The organism is Streptomyces microflavus, from assembly GCF_014650075.1.
Taxonomy (GTDB): domain Bacteria; phylum Actinomycetota; class Actinomycetes; order Streptomycetales; family Streptomycetaceae; genus Streptomyces; species Streptomyces microflavus.
Genome location: NZ_BMUG01000006.1, coordinates 200,585 through 217,172 on the forward strand (window position 1 = coordinate 200,585; position 16,588 = coordinate 217,172).

At 72.6% G+C, this 16,588-nt stretch carries 13 protein-coding genes; 3 read left to right on the top strand and 10 right to left on the bottom strand.

The window, feature by feature from the left end:
* Positions 1 to 6: 6 nt before the first annotated feature.
* From IE264_RS18925 to IE264_RS18950, 6 genes are all read right to left on the bottom strand, one after another.
* Positions 7 to 972, bottom strand: coding sequence for an endonuclease/exonuclease/phosphatase family protein (locus IE264_RS18925; RefSeq protein WP_032753595.1), 966 nt, complete (start codon positions 970 to 972; stop codon positions 7 to 9).
* Positions 973 to 1,127: 155 nt separating this feature from the next.
* Positions 1,128 to 3,257: a 3-hydroxyacyl-CoA dehydrogenase NAD-binding domain-containing protein gene (locus IE264_RS18930; protein WP_032753596.1), complete on the bottom strand. Its 2,130-nt coding sequence runs from the start codon at positions 3,255 to 3,257 to the stop codon at positions 1,128 to 1,130.
* Positions 3,254 to 4,474: a thiolase family protein gene (locus tag IE264_RS18935; RefSeq protein ID WP_015612170.1), complete on the bottom strand. Its 1,221-nt coding sequence runs from the start codon at positions 4,472 to 4,474 to the stop codon at positions 3,254 to 3,256. The genes IE264_RS18930 and IE264_RS18935 overlap by 4 nt, the downstream gene beginning before the upstream one ends.
* A 287-nt stretch (positions 4,475 to 4,761) precedes the next feature.
* A complete protein-coding gene (locus IE264_RS18940) occupies positions 4,762 to 6,036 on the bottom strand; it encodes an HRDC domain-containing protein (protein ID WP_078657335.1) in 1,275 nt (424 codons plus the stop codon).
* A 117-nt stretch (positions 6,037 to 6,153) separates the two neighbouring features.
* Positions 6,154 to 6,816, bottom strand: a complete 663-nt coding sequence (locus tag IE264_RS18945; protein ID WP_003965521.1) for a response regulator transcription factor — start codon at positions 6,814 to 6,816, stop codon at positions 6,154 to 6,156.
* 213 nt (positions 6,817 to 7,029) lie between these two features.
* A complete protein-coding gene (locus tag IE264_RS18950; RefSeq protein WP_015612172.1) occupies positions 7,030 to 7,695 on the bottom strand; it encodes a DUF3000 domain-containing protein in 666 nt (221 codons plus the stop codon).
* A 92-nt stretch (positions 7,696 to 7,787) separates the two neighbouring features.
* Between IE264_RS18950 and hemE the strand changes: the two genes are divergently transcribed.
* Positions 7,788 to 8,873 (top strand): uroporphyrinogen decarboxylase, encoded by a 1,086-nt coding sequence (gene hemE / locus IE264_RS18955; RefSeq protein WP_032753598.1) that lies wholly within the window; start codon positions 7,788 to 7,790, stop codon positions 8,871 to 8,873.
* Between the two features lie 42 nt (positions 8,874 to 8,915).
* Here hemE and IE264_RS18960 read toward each other — a convergent pair whose 3' ends face one another.
* The gene (locus tag IE264_RS18960) at positions 8,916 to 10,304 is read right to left on the bottom strand and encodes an FAD-dependent oxidoreductase (RefSeq protein ID WP_032753599.1); all 1,389 of its coding nucleotides are present in this window, start codon (positions 10,302 to 10,304) and stop codon (positions 8,916 to 8,918) included.
* Between the two features lie 50 nt (positions 10,305 to 10,354).
* Positions 10,355 to 11,341, bottom strand: a complete 987-nt coding sequence (locus IE264_RS18965) for a DUF4349 domain-containing protein (protein ID WP_015612175.1) — start codon at positions 11,339 to 11,341, stop codon at positions 10,355 to 10,357.
* A 126-nt stretch (positions 11,342 to 11,467) separates the two neighbouring features.
* Here IE264_RS18965 and hemG point away from each other — a divergent pair, with 126 nt between their 5' ends.
* Both hemG and hemQ read left to right on the top strand, forming a co-directional pair.
* Positions 11,468 to 12,931, top strand: coding sequence for a protoporphyrinogen oxidase (gene hemG, locus IE264_RS18970; protein ID WP_032753600.1), 1,464 nt, complete (start codon positions 11,468 to 11,470; stop codon positions 12,929 to 12,931).
* A 4-nt stretch (positions 12,932 to 12,935) separates the two neighbouring features.
* Positions 12,936 to 13,664 (top strand): hydrogen peroxide-dependent heme synthase, encoded by a 729-nt coding sequence (hemQ, locus tag IE264_RS18975; RefSeq protein ID WP_031127081.1) that lies wholly within the window; start codon positions 12,936 to 12,938, stop codon positions 13,662 to 13,664.
* 171 nt (positions 13,665 to 13,835) lie between these two features.
* Here hemQ and IE264_RS18980 read toward each other — a convergent pair whose 3' ends face one another.
* Positions 13,836 to 15,401, bottom strand: coding sequence for an alpha/beta hydrolase (locus IE264_RS18980; protein WP_032753601.1), 1,566 nt, complete (start codon positions 15,399 to 15,401; stop codon positions 13,836 to 13,838).
* Positions 15,402 to 15,524: 123 nt separating this feature from the next.
* A complete protein-coding gene (locus tag IE264_RS18985; RefSeq protein ID WP_032753602.1) occupies positions 15,525 to 16,586 on the bottom strand; it encodes a TIGR04222 domain-containing membrane protein in 1,062 nt (353 codons plus the stop codon).
* Positions 16,587 to 16,588 lie beyond the last annotated feature (2 nt).

Below are 16,588 nucleotides of genomic sequence, written 5' to 3' on the forward strand. Positions count from 1 at the left end.
GGCTCGTCAGGAGCCCGTACGGATGTCGGCGTACACCGGGGCGTGATCGGAGTACCCGTCCGGTCCCGGCCCGCCGGGCTCGTTGGGCGTGGTGTCCATCAGGTCCTCGCCGACGCGGCAGTCGACGAGCGGATCCCGTACGCCCTGCGGGCTGTCGAAGAAGATGTGGTCGAGCGCGTGGAACCGGTGGGCCCGCTCCTGCGGGTCCCACGCGTGATAGGTCGCCGCGCCCCGGCCGCTCCCGCCCGCCGCCGGACAGACCGCGTACGACGAGACGAGCGGGGCCAACTGCGCTGCGCCGGCGTTCCGGTTGAAGTCGCCGGTGAGGACGGCCGGCCGGCCCTGCGCGCGCACGAACGCGCGCACCGCCGCGATCTGCTCCCGGACGCGCGGCTCCTCGCCGGGCAGGATGTGCGTGGTGCAGGGGGTGTACGTCCAGCCCTCGACCCGTACGCACAGCACCGGCAGGGTCTGCTCGCTGACCCCCTGCGGGTCGGGCGGCAGGGCGTTCTCCGACCGCGCCCGGACGATCTCGCCGCGTACGGCCACCGCCACGCCCAGGTCGCCCGACAGACCGTCACGGCACCGCGTCTCGCCGTCCGGCCGGGCGCCCTCGGCATGCCGGACCGACCACCCCGGCCCCAACGCCGCCCGCAGCAGGGCCACATGACTGCCCGGCGCGCCGCCGCAGACCTCCTGGAGGGTGATCACGTCGGCGTCGCGCTCCCGGGCCAGGGCGGCGATCTTCGCGGCCTTCTTCTCCGGACGGTCCCGCAGCGGGCAGTAGCCGGACTGGCCCCGCTCCCCGCCCGCCTCGCCGCAGATGTTCCAGGTGATGATCCGCAGGGTCTTCGGCGGGCCGGCCGACGGGGTGTCCGCGCCTCCCGAGGACCACACCCACACCCCCGCCGCGACCATCACGGCCAGGAGCGCCGCGCCGGCGAGGGCGACGCCGCGTACGGTGGCGCGCATGGGACTCCTCGGGGCGGCCGGGACGGGGCTCTCATGGTGTCACAGCAGGTCAGAAGCGTTGCACCGGCCACCGGATCACCGCACCGGCCGGAAAAAGGCGAGGGGCCGTACGGCGAACAGCTCGCCGTACGGCCCCTCGTACTCCTCGTCCGCGCCTACGCGGGCACGCTCGCCACGCCCTGCGCCAGGAACGGCTTCCCGTTCACCCGCTGGGAGACGCCCTCACGGTCCAGGTACGGCGTGATGCCGCCCAGGTGGAAGGGCCAGCCGGCGCCGGTGATCAGGCACAGGTCGATGTCCTGGGCCTCGGCGACGACGCCCTCGTCCAGCATCAGGCCGATCTCCTGCGCGACCGCGTCGAGCACGCGGTCGCGGGTCTGCTCCTCGGTGAGGACGGTGTCGCCCTGCTTGAGGAGGGCGGCGACCTCGGGGTCGAGGACCGGCGCGCCGGAATCGTAGACGTAGAAGCCGCGCTTGCCGGCCTTCACGACCGCCGCGAGGTTCTGCGAGACGGTGAAGCGCTCCGGGAAGGCGCGGTTCAGGGTCTCGGACACGTGCAGGCCGATGGCCGGGCCGACCAGCTCCAGGAGCACCAGCGGGGACATCGGCAGGCCGAGCGGCTCGATGGCCTTCTCCGCGACCTCGACCGGGGTGCCCTCGTCGATGACGTTCTGGATCTCGCCCATGAAGCGGGTGAGGATGCGGTTGACGACGAACGCCGGGGCGTCCTTCACCAGGACCGCGGTCTTCTTCAGCTTGCGGGCCACACCGAACGCCGTCGCCAGCGAGGCGTCGTCGGTCTGCTCGCCGCGGACGATCTCCAGGAGCGGGAGGATCGCGACCGGGTTGAAGAAGTGGAAGCCGACGACCCGCTCGGGGTTCTTCAGCTTCGACGCCATCTCGGTCACCGAGAGCGAGGAGGTGTTGGTGGCGAGGATCGCGTGCGCCGGGGCGACCGCCTCGACCTCCGCGAACACCTGCTGCTTGACACCGATCTCCTCGAAGACGGCCTCGATGATGAAGTCCGCGTCCGCGAAGCCCTCGGCCTTGTCGAGGACACCGGAGACCAGGCCCTTGAGCCGGTTGGCCTTGTCCTGGTTGATGCGGCCCTTGCCGAGGAGCTTCTCGATCTCGGCGTGGACGTAGCCCACACCCTTGTCGACGCGCTCCTGGTCGATGTCCGTGAGGACGACCGGGACCTCCAGGCGGCGCAGGAAGAGCAGCGCCAGCTGCGAGGCCATCAGGCCCGCGCCGACGACGCCGACCTTGGTGACCGGCCGGGCCAGGTTCTTGTCCGGGGCGCCGACCGGGCGCTTGGCGCGCTTCTGGACCAGGTTGAAGGCGTAGATGCCGCTGCGCAGCTCGCCGCCCATGATCAGGTCCGCGAGGGCCTGGTCCTCGGCGTCGAAGCCGGCGGACAGGTCGCCGTCCTTCGCCGCCGCGATGATGTCCAGCGCGCGGTACGCGGCCGGGGCCGCACCGTGCACCTTGGAGTCCGCGATGGCCCGGCCACGGGCGACGGCCGCGTCCCAGGCGTCGCCGCGGTCGATCGCGGGGCGCTCGACGGCCAGCTCGCCCTTGAGGACGGCAGCGGTCCAGATCAGCGACTGCTCCAGGAAGTCCGCGCCCTCGAAGATCGCGTCGGCGATGCCGAGCTCGAAGACCTGCTTGCCCTTGAGCTGACGGTTCTGGTTGAGCGAGTTCTCGATGATCACCGAGACCGCGCGGTCCGCGCCGATCAGGTTCGGGAGCAGCGCGCAGCCGCCCCAGCCGGGGACCAGACCGAGGAAGACCTCGGGCAGCGAGAACGCCGGGATCGCGGTGGAGACGGTGCGGTAGGCGCAGTGCAGACCGACCTCGACACCGCCGCCCATCGCCGCGCCGTTGTAGTACGCGAACGTCGGGACCGCGAGGCCGGAGAGGCGGCGGAAGACGTCGTGGCCGCCCTTGCCGATCGCCAGCGCGTCCTCGTGGCGGCCGAGCAGCTCGACGCCCTTGAGGTCGGCGCCGACGGCGAAGATGAACGGCTTGCCGGTGATGCCGACGCCGGTGATGGTGCCCTCCGACGCCTCCTTCTCGACCTGGTCGATCGCGGCGTCCAGGTTCGCCAGCGACTGCGGTCCGAAGGTGGTCGGCTTGGTGTGGTCCAGGCCGTTGTCCAGCGTGATGAGCGCGAACCGCCCGGCACCGGACGGCAGGTCCAGGTGGCGTACGTGCGCCTGCGTGACGACCTCGCCGGGGAACAGCTCGGCCGCACCCTTCAGAAGCTCAGTGGTGGAGCTCACTTGTTGCCTCCGTCGAAATTCGGGTTCTCCCAGATGACCGTGGCGCCCATGCCGAAGCCGACGCACATCGTCGTCAGGCCGTAGCGGACCTCGGGCTGCTCCTCGAACTGCCGGGCCAGCTGCGTCATGAGGCGGACACCGGAGGAGGCCAGCGGGTGGCCGTACGCGATGGCGCCGCCGTACTGGTTGACACGGGCGTCGTCGTCGGCGATGCCGTAGTGCTCCAGGAAGGCGAGCACCTGCACGGCGAACGCCTCGTTGATCTCGAAGAGACCGATGTCGGAGATGGAGAGGCCGGCCTTGGACAGGGCCTTCTCCGTCGCCGGGATCGGGCCGTAGCCCATGACCTCCGGCTCGACGCCCGCGAAGGCGTACGAGACGAGGCGCATCTTGACCGGGAGGCCCAGCTCGCGGGCGACGTCCTCGGCGGCGAGCAGGGAGGCGGTGGCGCCGTCGTTGAGCCCCGCGGCGTTACCGGCCGTCACCCGGCCGTGGGCGCGGAAGGGGGTCTTCAGACCCGCCAGGGACTCCATCGTGGTGCCCGGGCGCATCGGCTCGTCGGCGGTGACCAGGCCCCAGCCCGTCTCACCGGCTTCGGCGTTGGTGCGGCGCACCGAGACCGGTACCAGGTCCTGCTGGATCTTGCCGTTGGCGTACGCCTTGGCGGCCTTCTCCTGCGAACGCACCGCGTACTCGTCGGCGCGCTGCTTGGTGATCGAGGGGTAGCGGTCGTGCAGGTTCTCCGCCGTCATGCCCATGAACAGGGCGGACTCGTCGACCAGCTTCTCCGACACGAACCGCGGGTTCGGGTCGACGCCCTCGCCCATCGGGTGGCGGCCCATGTGCTCGACGCCACCGGCCACGACGACGTCGTACGCGCCGAAGGCGATGGAACCGGCCGTCGCGGTGACGGCGGTCAGGGCGCCCGCGCACATGCGGTCGATCGAGTAGCCGGGGACGGACTGCGGCAGACCGGCCAGGATTCCGGCGGTACGGCCCAGCGTGAGGCCCTGGTCGCCGATCTGCGTGGTCGCGGCGATGGCGACCTCGTCGATCTTGGCGGGGTCCAGGTCCGGGTTGCGGCGCAGCAGCTCCCGGATGGCCTTCACGACGAGATCGTCGGCGCGGGTCTCGTGGTAGATGCCCTTCGGGCCCGCTTTGCCGAACGGGGTGCGGACGCCGTCGACGAAGACGACGTCCCGGATGGTACGAGGCACGATGGCTCTCCTCCAGGGTGCGGGATGGCACTGCTGCGGGGCACGCCCGTGGGGCGCACCGCCTGCCCTCATGCTACTTGCGGGTAACCAGACTGCCCACCCCTCATGGCCGGAGCGTCGAAGGTCACATTGCCCGGGTGCCCGCAGGAGCGCCCATGAGGCGGGGGAGTGGGCTCCGAACCTGGCGTGAATTCGACCATCGGTTCTCCATGTGAACAGGGCTCGGAGAGCGGAAAACCCCCGGCCGGTGACCGGGGGTGTCTTCCGCGCGGGGGCCGGCGGGTGGGTCAGGCGGTGGTGGCGAGCGCCCGGACCAGGAGGGGGCCGACCTGCTCGATCTGCCAGTGCCGGGCCCCGTAACCGGCGAGCGTGTCCTCGACGGCGCTCGGCGTCACGTTCTTCGGGGGCTCCCAGCAGACCCGGCGCACGGTGTCCGGGGTGATCAGGTTCTCCTGGGGCATGTGGAGCCGCTCGGCCAGCTCGGAGACGGCCGAGCGGGCGGCCGAGAGGCGGGCCGCGGCCGCCGGGTCCTTGTCGGCCCAGGAGCGCGGGGGCGGCGGCCCGGCCGGCTGCTGACCGGGCTGCGGCAGCTCCGACTCCGGCAGCGCCTTGGCCCGCTCCACGGCCGCCTGCCACTGCTCCAGCTGACGGCGGCCCATGCGGTGGCCGAATCCGGGCAGTGCGGTGAGCGCTTGTACGTTGGCGGGCAGCGCCAGCGCGGCCTCCACGATCGCGGCGTCGCCCAGCACCTTGCCGGGGGAGATGTCGCGGCGCTGCGCCACCTGGTCCCGGGTGTTCCACAGCTCGCGGACGACCGCCATCTGACGGCGGCGGCGGACCTTGTGCATGCCCGAGGTGCGGCGCCAGGGGTCCTTGCGGGGCGGGGCGGGCGGCGCCGACGCGATGGCGTCGAACTCCTCCCGGGCCCACTCCAGCTTGCCCTGCTGCTCCAGCTCCTCCTCCAGCGCGTCGCGCAGGTCGATCAGGAGCTCCACGTCGAGCGCGGCGTAGCGCAGCCAGGGCTCGGGCAGCGGGCGGGTGGACCAGTCCACGGCGGAGTGCCCCTTCTCCAGGGCGTAACCGAGGACGCTCTCGACCATGGCGCCGAGGCCGACGCGCGGGAAGCCCGCGAGGCGTCCGGCCAGCTCGGTGTCGAAGAGCGAGGTGGGAGCCATGCCTATGTCCCGCAGGCAGGGGAGGTCCTGGGTGGCGGCGTGCAGGATCCACTCGGAGCCGGTCAGGGCGGTGGACAGGCCGGAGAGGTCGGGGCAGCCGACCGGGTCGATCAGTGCGCTGCCCGCGCCTTCGCGGCGCAGCTGCACGAGGTAGGCGCGCTGGCCGTAGCGGTAGCCGGAGGCGCGCTCGGCGTCGACGGCCACCGGGCCGGTGCCCGCGGCGAAGGCCGCGACCACCCGGGCGAGGGCGTCGTCGGATGCCACCACCGGGGGAATGCCCTCGCGAGGTTCGAGCAAGGGGATCGGCGCCGGGGCGACGTCGTCCGGGGGAGCGCCCCCGGTGGTTCGCAGTGAACTGTCTGCTGCGGTCTCTTGGGCGTCGGTCACGCGTCAAGGGTATCTGTGTATACGCGCCACCCGTCGACGGAACGTTCCGTCGACGGGTGGCCATGCGCGTATTCCAGCCGGAGGCGCATCGGTGCACGTCCCGGTGGGGGTGTGGGGTCAGTGGATGATGCCCGTCCGCAGGGCGACGGCGACCATTCCTGCGCGGTCTCCGGTGCCGAGCTTGCGGGCGATGCGGGCGAGGTGGGACTTGACGGTCAGGGCGGAGAGGCCCATCGAGACGCCGATGGCCTTGTTCGACTGGCCTTCGGCGACCAGGCGGAGCACCTCCACCTCACGTCCTGACAGTTCGCGGTAGCCGCCCGGGTGGCTCGGGGAACCGGGAGGCCGGCGGTGCATACGTGCGGCATTGGCGCCGATGGGAGCGACGCCGGGGCGGGTGGGGTGGCCGATGTTGGTTCGGGTGCCGGTGACGACGTAGCCCTTCACGCCGCCCGCGAGGGCGTTGCGAACGGCGCCGATGTCGTCGGCGGCGGAGAGGGCGAGACCGTTCGGCCAGCCTGCGGCGCGGGTCTCGGACAGCAGGGTCAGCCCGGAACCGTCGGGCAGGTGGACGTCGGCAATGCAGATGTCGCGCGGGTTGCCGACGCGGGGACGTGCCTCCGCGATGGACGACGCCTCGATGACGTCACGTACTCCGAGGGCCCACAGATGGCGGGTGACGGTGGAACGGACGCGCGGGTCGGCCACGACGACCATGGCCGTCGGCTTGTTCGGGCGGTAGGCGACCAGGCTTGCGGGCTGCTCAAGGAGAACGGACACCAGGCCTCCTGGGGGGAGTGGCGGGACGGGGGCCGGCTCGGGGGATGAAGCCGGGGCGAACCGTGCTTGAAGGGTCATTGACCTCTTCGGCAGCAGACCCGTCCTCCTTTAGAGGAAGATCACGATTTGGTGAGTAACAATTCGGGCAAATAGGACGCGCGATCGATTGTACGAAAAGAGAGCCGGTGTGTGTGCGAAATGGGTGACGGGGTGTTACGAAACCTGTGGACCGCGCCTCTGCGGCAGCGTCACCACCGCCGCGTCCGTCGGATCCGACGGCGGCAGCCCCGCGATCTGGCAGAGCAGATCACCCCAGGCCATCAGGTGCGCCGCCGCGTCCGGCACCCCGCCCCGGCCTTCGCGCGGCGTCCACGAGGCCCGGATCTCGATCTGCGTCGCCGGACGGCGCGCGGAGAGCGCACCGAAGTAGTGCGATCCGGCGCGTGTCACCGTCCCTCCGGCTTCCCCGTACGACAATCCGCGCGCGTCCAGCGCCCCGGTCAGCCAGGACCAGCACACCTCCGGCAGCAGCGGATCGGCGGCCATCTCCGGCTCCAGCTCCGCCCGCACCAGCGTCACCAGACGGAACGCGCCCTGCCAGGCGTCGTGCCCCGCCGGGTCGTGCAGCAGGACGAGCCTGCCGTCCGCGAGATCGTCCTCGCCGTCGACCACCGCCGCCTCCAGCGCGTACGCGTGGGGCGCCAGGCGCTGCGGGGGCCGCGTGGTCTCCACCTCCAGCTCCGGGCGGAGCCGTGCGGAGCGCAACGCGTCGACCGCCGACCGGAACGCGGCCGGGACGGGAGGGTCCTCCGCCGCGTCCTTGTCCTTGCTGTCAGCACTGTCGGAATGATCGGAAAATTGTCCCTGAGCCGGAGCCATGCCGGGAAGAGTAGGCGGAACGCGGGCCCCGCGCAGGGAGAGACACCCCTGCGGCGCCGGGCTCCTTCGCCGTGCGTGCGAAGATTTGGTGCGTGAGTGCCAACGACAGCCCCTCGGGCCAGCAGACCACGACCGCCGCCAGCAACGACGCCACCCACGACTCGGCGTTCCTCAAGGCCTGCCGGCGCGAACCCGTGCCGCACACGCCGGTCTGGTTCATGCGGCAGGCGGGGCGCTCGCTGCCCGAGTACCTGAAGGTCCGCGAGGGCATCGCGATGCTCGACTCCTGCATGATGCCGGAGCTGGTCACCGAGATCACGCTGCAGCCCGTACGCCGCCACAAGGTCGACGCCGCGATCTACTTCAGCGACATCGTCGTCCCCCTCAAGGCCATCGGCATCGACCTCGACATCAAGCCCGGCGTCGGCCCCGTCATCGCCGAGCCCATCCGCACCCGCGCCGACCTGGCCCGGCTGCGCGACCTGACCCCCGAGGACGTCCCGTACGTCACCGAGGCCATCGGGATGCTCACCGCCGAGCTGGGCGCCACCCCGCTCATCGGCTTCGCCGGGGCCCCCTTCACCCTCGCCAGCTACCTCGTCGAGGGCGGCCCCTCGCGCAACCACGAGCGCACCAAGGCCATGATGTACGGCGACCCGCAGCTCTGGGCCGACCTCGTGGACCGGCTCGCGGAGATCACCGGCGCCTTCCTCAAGGTCCAGATCGAGGCCGGCGCCTCCGCCGTCCAGCTCTTCGACTCCTGGGTCGGCGCGCTGGCCCCCGCCGACTACCGCCGCGCCGTGCTCCCCGCCTCGGCCAAGGTCTTCGACGCCGTCGCCCCGTACGGCGTCCCCCGCATCCACTTCGGCGTCGGCACCGGCGAGCTGCTCGGGCTGATGGGCGAGGCCGGGGCGGACGTCGTCGGCGTCGACTGGCGGGTCCCGATGGACGAGGCCGCGCGCCGCGTCGGCCCCGGCAAGGCGCTCCAGGGCAACCTCGACCCGGCGGTGCTGTTCGCGCCGACCCCCGCCGTCGAGGCGAAGACCCGCGAGGTGCTGGACGCCGCCGCGGGCCTGGAGGGCCACATCTTCAACCTCGGCCACGGCGTCATGCCGTCCATGGACCCGGACGCGCTCACCCGGCTCGTGGAGTACGTGCACGAGCAGACCGCGCGCTGACGCCACCTGTCCCGGGGGCTTCCGAGCCCCCGGGACCACCCGTCAGCTTCCCGCGCCCCGCACCGCCGCCACCGTCTTGCGGGCCGCCACCAGGACCGGGTCCCACACCGGGGAGAACGGCGGCGCGTAGCCCAGGTCGAGCGCCGTCATCTGCTCCACCGTCATCCCGGCCGTCAGCGCCACCGCCGCCACGTCCACGCGCTTGGCCGCCCCCTCACGGCCGACGATCTGCACCCCGAGCAGCCGTCCCGTACGGTGCTCCGCGATCATCTTCACCGTCATCGGCTTCGCCCCCGGGTAGTACCCCGCCCGCTGTGTCGACTCGATGGTCGCCGTGACGTACCGCAGCCCGACCGCGCGGGCGTCCTTCTCCCGCAGGCCGGTCCGGGCGATCTCCAGGTCGCAGACCTTGCTCACCGCCGTACCGACGACACCCGGGAACGTCCCGTAGCCGCCGCCGACGTTCGAGCCGATGACCTGGCCGTGCTTGTTGGCGTGGGTGCCCAGCGCGATGTGACGCGTCCGGCCCGCCACCAGGTCCAGGACCTCCACGCAGTCGCCGCCCGCCCAGATGTTGTCGTGGCCCACGGCCCGCATCGCCAGGTCGGTCAGGAGCCCGCCGTGCGGCCCCACCGTGAGACCCGCCTCCCGGGCCAGCTCCGCCTCCGGCTCGACGCCGATGCCGAGGACCACCACATCCGCCGGGTAGGTCCGCTCGTCGGTCGCCACCTCGCTGACCCGGCCGTCCGGGCCCGTGAGGATCTTGGTGACGGATGCGCCGTTGACGGTGGTGATGCCGAGCCCGTCCATCGCGTCGTGGACCAGCCTGCCCATGTCCGGGTCGAGCGTCGCCATCGGCTGCTCGCCCCGGTTGAGGACCGTCACCTCGAAACCGCGCTTCAGCATCGCCTCGGCCATCTCGACGCCGATGTACCCGGCCCCGACCACGACCGCCCGCCGCCTCCTCCCGGCGTCCACGGCGTCCAGCGAGTCCAGCAGCGCCTGCCCGTCGCCCAGGGTCTGCACCCCGTGCACGCCCGGCGCGTCGATGCCCGGCAGCTCCGGGCGGACCGGACGGGCCCCGGTGGCGATCACCAGCTTGTCGAAGCCCGTCCAGTACGTGTCCCCGCTCTCCCGGTCCAGCGCCCGCACCCGCCTCCCGGCCACATCGATCTCCGTGACCTCGGTGCGCATCCGCAGATCGATGGCCCGCTCCCGGTGCTCCTCGGGGGTACGGGCGATCAGGTCGTCCCGGTGCCCGACGTCCCCGCTCACCCAGTACGGGATGCCGCACGCGGAGTACGAGGTGAAGCGGGAGCGCTCGAAGGCGATGATCTCCAGCTCGTCCGGCCCCTTCAGCCTGCGGGCCTGCGACGCGGCGGACATGCCCGCCGCGTCGCCGCCGATGACCACGAGTCGCTCCGCTGCCATTCCGGGTCCCTTTCGCCGTGTCAGGGAGCCCAGGCTACGGCGCCGGGGCCTCAGGGGGCCGGTGTGCTCTCCGGCTCCGGCCGGGGTGCCGCCACGGCCGTACGGGCCGCCCGCCGGGCACGCAGCACCCGCCACACCACCAGCACCAGCGCGGCCGTGGCCAGGAACGGGGCCGCCGCGCCGATCGCCACCGCGATCCACCGGAACATCGTCACGAACGCGTCCCAGCCGCCGCCCAGCGCGTCCAGGAACCCCGGGTCGTCGTCCTTCCCGTCCTTGCGCGGGGCGTCCGGCTCGGTCAGGTCCAGGGTGATCGTCGCCAGCGAGGTGCGGTCCTTCAGGCTCGCCTGCTGGGCCAGCAGCGACTCCAGATCGGCCTGACGGCTGCTCAGCTCGCCCTCCAGCGTGACGACATCGGTGAGCTTCTCCGCCTTGTCCATCAGCTCCCGCACCCGCGTCACACTCGCCCGCTGGGTGGCGATCCGGCTCTCCACGTCCACGACCTGGTCGGTGACGTCCTTCGCGTTCGAGGAGCGGGACAGCAGCTTCCCGGAGCCGGTGAGCTCGCGCAGCACCTCCTGGTAGCTGTCCTGCGGCACCCGCAGCACGAGGTGCGAGGTCTCGTGCTCGTCATCGATCCGCTCGGTGGTCTCGGTCGCCACCAGGCCCCCGCTCGCCTCCACCGCGCTCCGGGCGGCGGCCGCCGCCTTCGGTGCGCTCCTCACCTCGACGGAGAGCTCGGTGGTCCGGATGACGTGGGTGCCCGCGGCCCCCGGCGTCGGCGCCTTGTCCTGCCGCTCGCCGCTCTTCGCCGCCCCCGGGGCGGCGGAGGCCGCCGAGTCGCCCGGGGCGTACTGCTCGTCCGCGATCCCCTTCTCCGCGCTCGCCTTGAGGTCGTTCGACCCCTTGGCCGCGTCGGACGCGTCGCCGGCCCCGCAGCCGCCGACGAGCAGCACCGCGCCGAGAGCACCCGCCGTCAGGGCGGCACGGAGACGGGAGCGGCGGTGGTGGAAGCGGGCGTCGATATCGCTGTTCATAACAGGTCCCCCCAGGACGCTTGCCGATACTGCCGGTTCGACGCGGACCCTCCCGAACCGGTTTCCGGCCAGGGGTTTCGAAGTGGTCACGGTCAGGACCCGGAAGCGGTTTGAGAGAGTGGACCCATGCAGCGTTCACATCAGGATGCGGACCCTTCCGTGCGCCATGCCGTCGTCATCGGCGGCGGTATCGCCGGACTGGCCGCCGCCCACCGCCTGGTCGCCACCGGCCTGCGGGTCACGCTCCTGGAGGCGACCGCCCGGCTCGGCGGCAAGCTCATGACCGGCGAGATCGCGGGCGTCCAGGTCGACCTCGGCGCGGAGTCGATGCTCGCCCGCCGCCCCGAGGCGGTCGACCTGGCCGGTGCGGTCGGCCTCGCCGGCCGCCTCCAGCCGCCCGCCACCGCCACCGCCTCCCTCTGGACGCGCGACGCGCTGCGTCCGATGCCCAAGGGCCATGTCATGGGCGTCCCCGGCGACCCGGCGGCCCTCGGCGGGGTGCTGTCCCCCGAAGGCCTGGCCCGGATCGCCGAGGAGCGCGAGCTCACCCCGACCCCCGTCGGGGACGACGTCGCCGTCGGCGCGTACGTCGCCGACCGGCTCGGCCGCGAGGTCGTCGACCGCCTGGTGGAACCCCTCCTCGGCGGGGTCTACGCGGGCGACGCCTACCGGATCTCGATGCGGGCCGCCGTACCGCAGCTCTTCGAAGCGGTGAAGGAGGGCGGGCCGCTGCTGGACGCCGTCCGCCGGATCCAGGAGCGCGCGGCGGCCCGGCAGCAGACCGGACCCGTCTTCCAGGGCATCGAGGGGGGCATCGGCACCCTGCCGGACGCCGTGGCCGACGCCGTACGGGCCGGCGGCGGCGCGATCCTCACCGAGACGCCCGTCCTCGGTCTGACCCGTACCGACGCGGGCTGGGCGGTCCGCACCGACACCGGGGTGATCACCGCCGACGCCGTCGTCCTGGCCACCCCCGCCTGGTCCGCCTCCGCCCTGCTCGCCGCCGAGTCCCCGGCCGCCTCCGCCGAGCTGGCCGGCGTCGAGTACGCCTCCATGGCCCTGGTCACCCTGGCCTTCCGCCGCTCCGACATCGAGGCGTCCGAAGCCCTGCGCGGCCGCTCCGGCTTCCTCGTACCGCCGGTCGACGGCCGCACCATCAAGGCGTCCACCTTCTCCAGCAACAAGTGGCAGTGGGTCGCCGACGCCGCCCCCGACCTCTTCGTGCTCCGCACCTCGGTGGGCCGGTACGGCGAGGAGGACCACCTGCACCGCGAGGACGGCGAACTCGTCGCCGTATCCCTGCGCGACCTCCGAGCCGCCACGGGACTGGCCGCACGCCCCGTCGACAGCGAGGTCACCCGCTGGATCGGCGGACTGCCGCAGTACCCGGTCGGCCACCACACCCGGGTCGCCCGCATCCGCGACGAGGTCGCGAAACTGCCCGCCCTGCGGGTCTGCGGCGCGGTCTACGACGGGGTCGGCATCCCCGCCTGCATCGCGAGCGCGCAGCGCGCGGCCGACGAGATCATGAAGGAGATCATCGCCACGCCCACCCTGGTTCAGGGCACCGGGAGCGAGGCGGGACAATAGCCGTATGAGTGCTCCTGAGACTGCGACATCCAGCAAGAGTCCGAACGCCGGAAAGAAGGCCAAGGACCTCAACGAGGTCATCCGCTACACCCTCTGGTCGGTCTTCAAACTGCGCGACGTACTGCCGCTGGACCGGGCGGGATACGCGGACGAGGTCCAGGAGCTGTTCGACCAGCTCGCGGCCAAGGACATCACCGTGCGCGGCACCTACGACGTCTCCGGTCTGCGCGCCGACGCGGACCTGATGATCTGGTGGCACGCCGAGACCTCGGACGAGCTGCAGGAGGCGTACAACCTCTTCCGCCGCACGAAGCTCGGGCGCGCTCTGGAACCGGTCTGGTCGAACATGGCCCTGCACCGGCCCGCCGAGTTCAACAAGTCGCACGTCCCGGCGTTCCTCGCCGACGAGACGCCCCGCGACTACATCAGCGTCTACCCCTTCGTACGCTCCTACGACTGGTACCTGCTGCCCGACGAGGACCGCCGCCGCATGCTCGCGGACCACGGCAAGATGGCCCGGGGCTACCCCGACGTCCGCGCCAACACCGTCGCCTCCTTCTCGCTGGGCGACTACGAGTGGGTCCTCGCCTTCGAGGCGGACGAGCTGTACCGCATCGTCGACCTGATGCGTCACCTGCGCGCCTCCGAGGCACGGCTCCACGTGCGCGAGGAGGTCCCGTTCTACACGGGCCGCAGGAAGAGCGTCGCAGACCTGGTGGCCGGGCTCGCATAACCAGCGAGTTCCCGCACCACCCCAACCCGGAAGATCAGAAGACGGGCACCAGGCACCGACCGTGCCGCCCGCCGTTCCAGCGACACCGGGTTCGGCTTCGGGCCCCGTGGACACGCACCGAGTGTGCGTCCACGGGGCCCGTTCGGCTTCCTCGGTCCAGCTCGGTCCGGCTCAGTCCAGCGAGACAGGGTTCGGCTCCGCGTGCGGAGCGCACTCCGCGTCCCCCGCCGGGGTCTCACCCGTCAGCAGGTACCGGCGCAGATGGCCGTCGACACAGGAGTTCCCGGCGCCGCCGATACCGTGCGTCCCCGCGTCCCGCTCGGTCACGAGCACCGCGCCCCGCAGCCGCCGCTGAAGCTCCAGCGCCCCCTTGTACGGGGTCGCCGCGTCACGCTCCGCCGCCAGGATGAGCACCGGGGGCAGCTCACCCCACTCGGTGGAGACCTCCAGGGGCTGCTGCCGGGGCGCGGGCCAGAAGGCGCACGGCAGGTTGGTGAACGCGTTGTCCCAGGTCTGGAACGGGGCGATGACCGCTAGGTCGGAGTGGTCGCGGTCCCACACCTCCCACTCCTCGGGCCAGGGCGCGTCGTTGCACTCGACGGCGGTGTAGACGGCCCGCGCGTTCTCGTCGTCCTTCGCCGTGATCGCGCGCGGCGACATCTGGGTGATCAGCGGCTCCGCGTTGCCCCGGACGTACTCGGAGAGGGCGGTCGCCCGCATCGCCCAGTAGTCGTCGTAGTACGCCGCCTCCCGGAACGCCGCGTGGAACTGCCCCGGCCCCACCTTCCCGCCCGCCGGCCCGGTGGCCAGCGCGGCGCGGACGTCGTCGTAGTGGCCCTGCACCGCCTCGGGCGTGGCGCCGAGACCGTAGACGTCGTGGTGCTTGGCGACCCAGCGCCGGAAGTCCTCCCAGCGGGACTCGAAGGCCAGCGACTGGTCGAGGTTGGAGCGGTACCAGATCTTCTCCGGGTCCGGGTCGACCGCCGAATCGAAGACCATCCGCCGTACGCGGGAGGGGAAGAGGGTCGCGTACAGGGAACCGAAGTACGTGCCGTACGAGGCCCCCATGAAGGTCAGCCGCTCATCACCGAGCGCGGCCCGCAGCACCTCCAGGTCGCGGGCGTTGTTGAGCGAGGTGTAGTGGCGCAGCGCCTCGCCCGCGTTCCGCTCGCACCCCCGCACGTACGCCCGCGCCTCGGCGACGCGCTGCTCCTTGTACGCGGCCGTGGGGTGCGCGGGGGAGTCGGTGGGGCTCTTCGCGAACGCGGCGGGGTCCTGGCAGGAGAGCGGGGCCGAGGCGCCGACCCCGCGCGGGGCGTAGCCGACCATGTCGTACGCCGCCGCGACCTCCTTCCACTCCGACATCTCGCCCATCAGCGGGAAGGTGATGCTGGAGGCGCCGGGGCCGCCCGGGTTGTAGACGAACGAGCCCTGCCGGCCGGCCGCCGGGCCGGTGGCGAGGGTACGGCTGACGGCCAGTTCGACGGCCGGGCCGTCCGGGCGGGCGTAGTCCAGGGGGACGCTGACGGTGCCGCACTTCAGGGTGTCCGGCAGCATCTCCTCCTCCGGGCACGCCCCGAAGGAGATCCCGGCCGCCGCGGCGCGGGCGGCGGCCACCGCCGTACCGCGCGCCTCGGCGGAGGCCGGACCAGGGCCGTCCCAGGCGGTCGCCGGGGCGGCGGTGAGGGCGGACAGGACCAGGGAGCCGATCGTTGCGTACAGCGGTACTGCTCTCACGGCGGGACCTCTCTGCGGACGCGGAGAGGGGATGGTGGGGTGCGGGGCGGGTGAAGTACAGCACCGGGCGGGCGTGTTGCGGTGAACGACCCGGTTGCGCGCCCGTCGTTCCGGGCCCCGGCCTCAGGAACTGCTGCCGCAGCTGGACCCTCCCGAGCTCCCGCCGCAGCTGGAGCCGCCCGAGCTGCTCCCGCAGCTCGACCCCGAGCCGCCGCAGCCGGCCCCTCCGCCACAGCTCGACCCGGAGCCGCCGCCGCAGCCGGACCCCGAGCCGCCGCCGGACGAGCCCCCGCAACTCGTGTGTCCGGGGCCCGCGTCGGCGCACCACACCGTCGTCGCCGCGAAGCCCGTCGCCGCTGCCGTACCTCCCACGTACCCCGGTGAGCGGCTCCCCGAGCGGCGGGAACGCGACCGCCCGGCCGACGCGTGCAGCCTGGCCGCCGCGATGAGCTGGGCCTGGAGCACGGGGTCGGGGAGCGCGCGCAGCCCCAGGTTGGCCACGAGGTACGGCGGGGTCACCGTATAGGCGTTGGCGGCCCGGAACGCCTGGGCGGCCCGGCGGCCCGCCCGGGTGATCCGGTTGGCGGCGGCCGCAGCCACGACGAGACCGCTGATCCCGCCGAGCAGGATCGCGGGCAGCATCTTCAGGACGAAGGGGAACGGCATGTCGAAGGGGCTGTCGTGAGCCATGTACTGGAGGACCGTGAGCAGGATGGAGAGGGGGAGCGCGACGAAGCAGCTCACGCCCTGGACCAGCCCCCACCGCCGTACGGGACGGCTCGCGGCGGGCGGGACGAGCAGCCCGCGCTGCGCGAGCCCGTCACCGATCTCCTGCACCGCCGGATGGCGCATCACGGCTTCCCGCACCACGTGCAGGGCGCCGCTCGGCGCGGTCGACAGCTCCTGGAACACGGCACGTTCCACCGGGTCGTTCGCGTGCGGATGCCGTACGGAGATGATGCCGGGTCCGCCGATGAGCACCCGGCCGTCCGCGTACAGGGCGGTGAGCGCGGTGTCCGCGACCCTGGCCGGACCGCCGTTCAGGAACGCCGCCTCGTAGAGGTCGTGGACGGCGGGGGAGGGGCCGGCCGACGGGCGGCCGGACCGGGAGGCGACCACCTTCGCGATGAGGAGCGCGGTGGAGAGGGCGACCCCGAGGGTCAGCAGCAGGGCGAGCGTGTTCATGG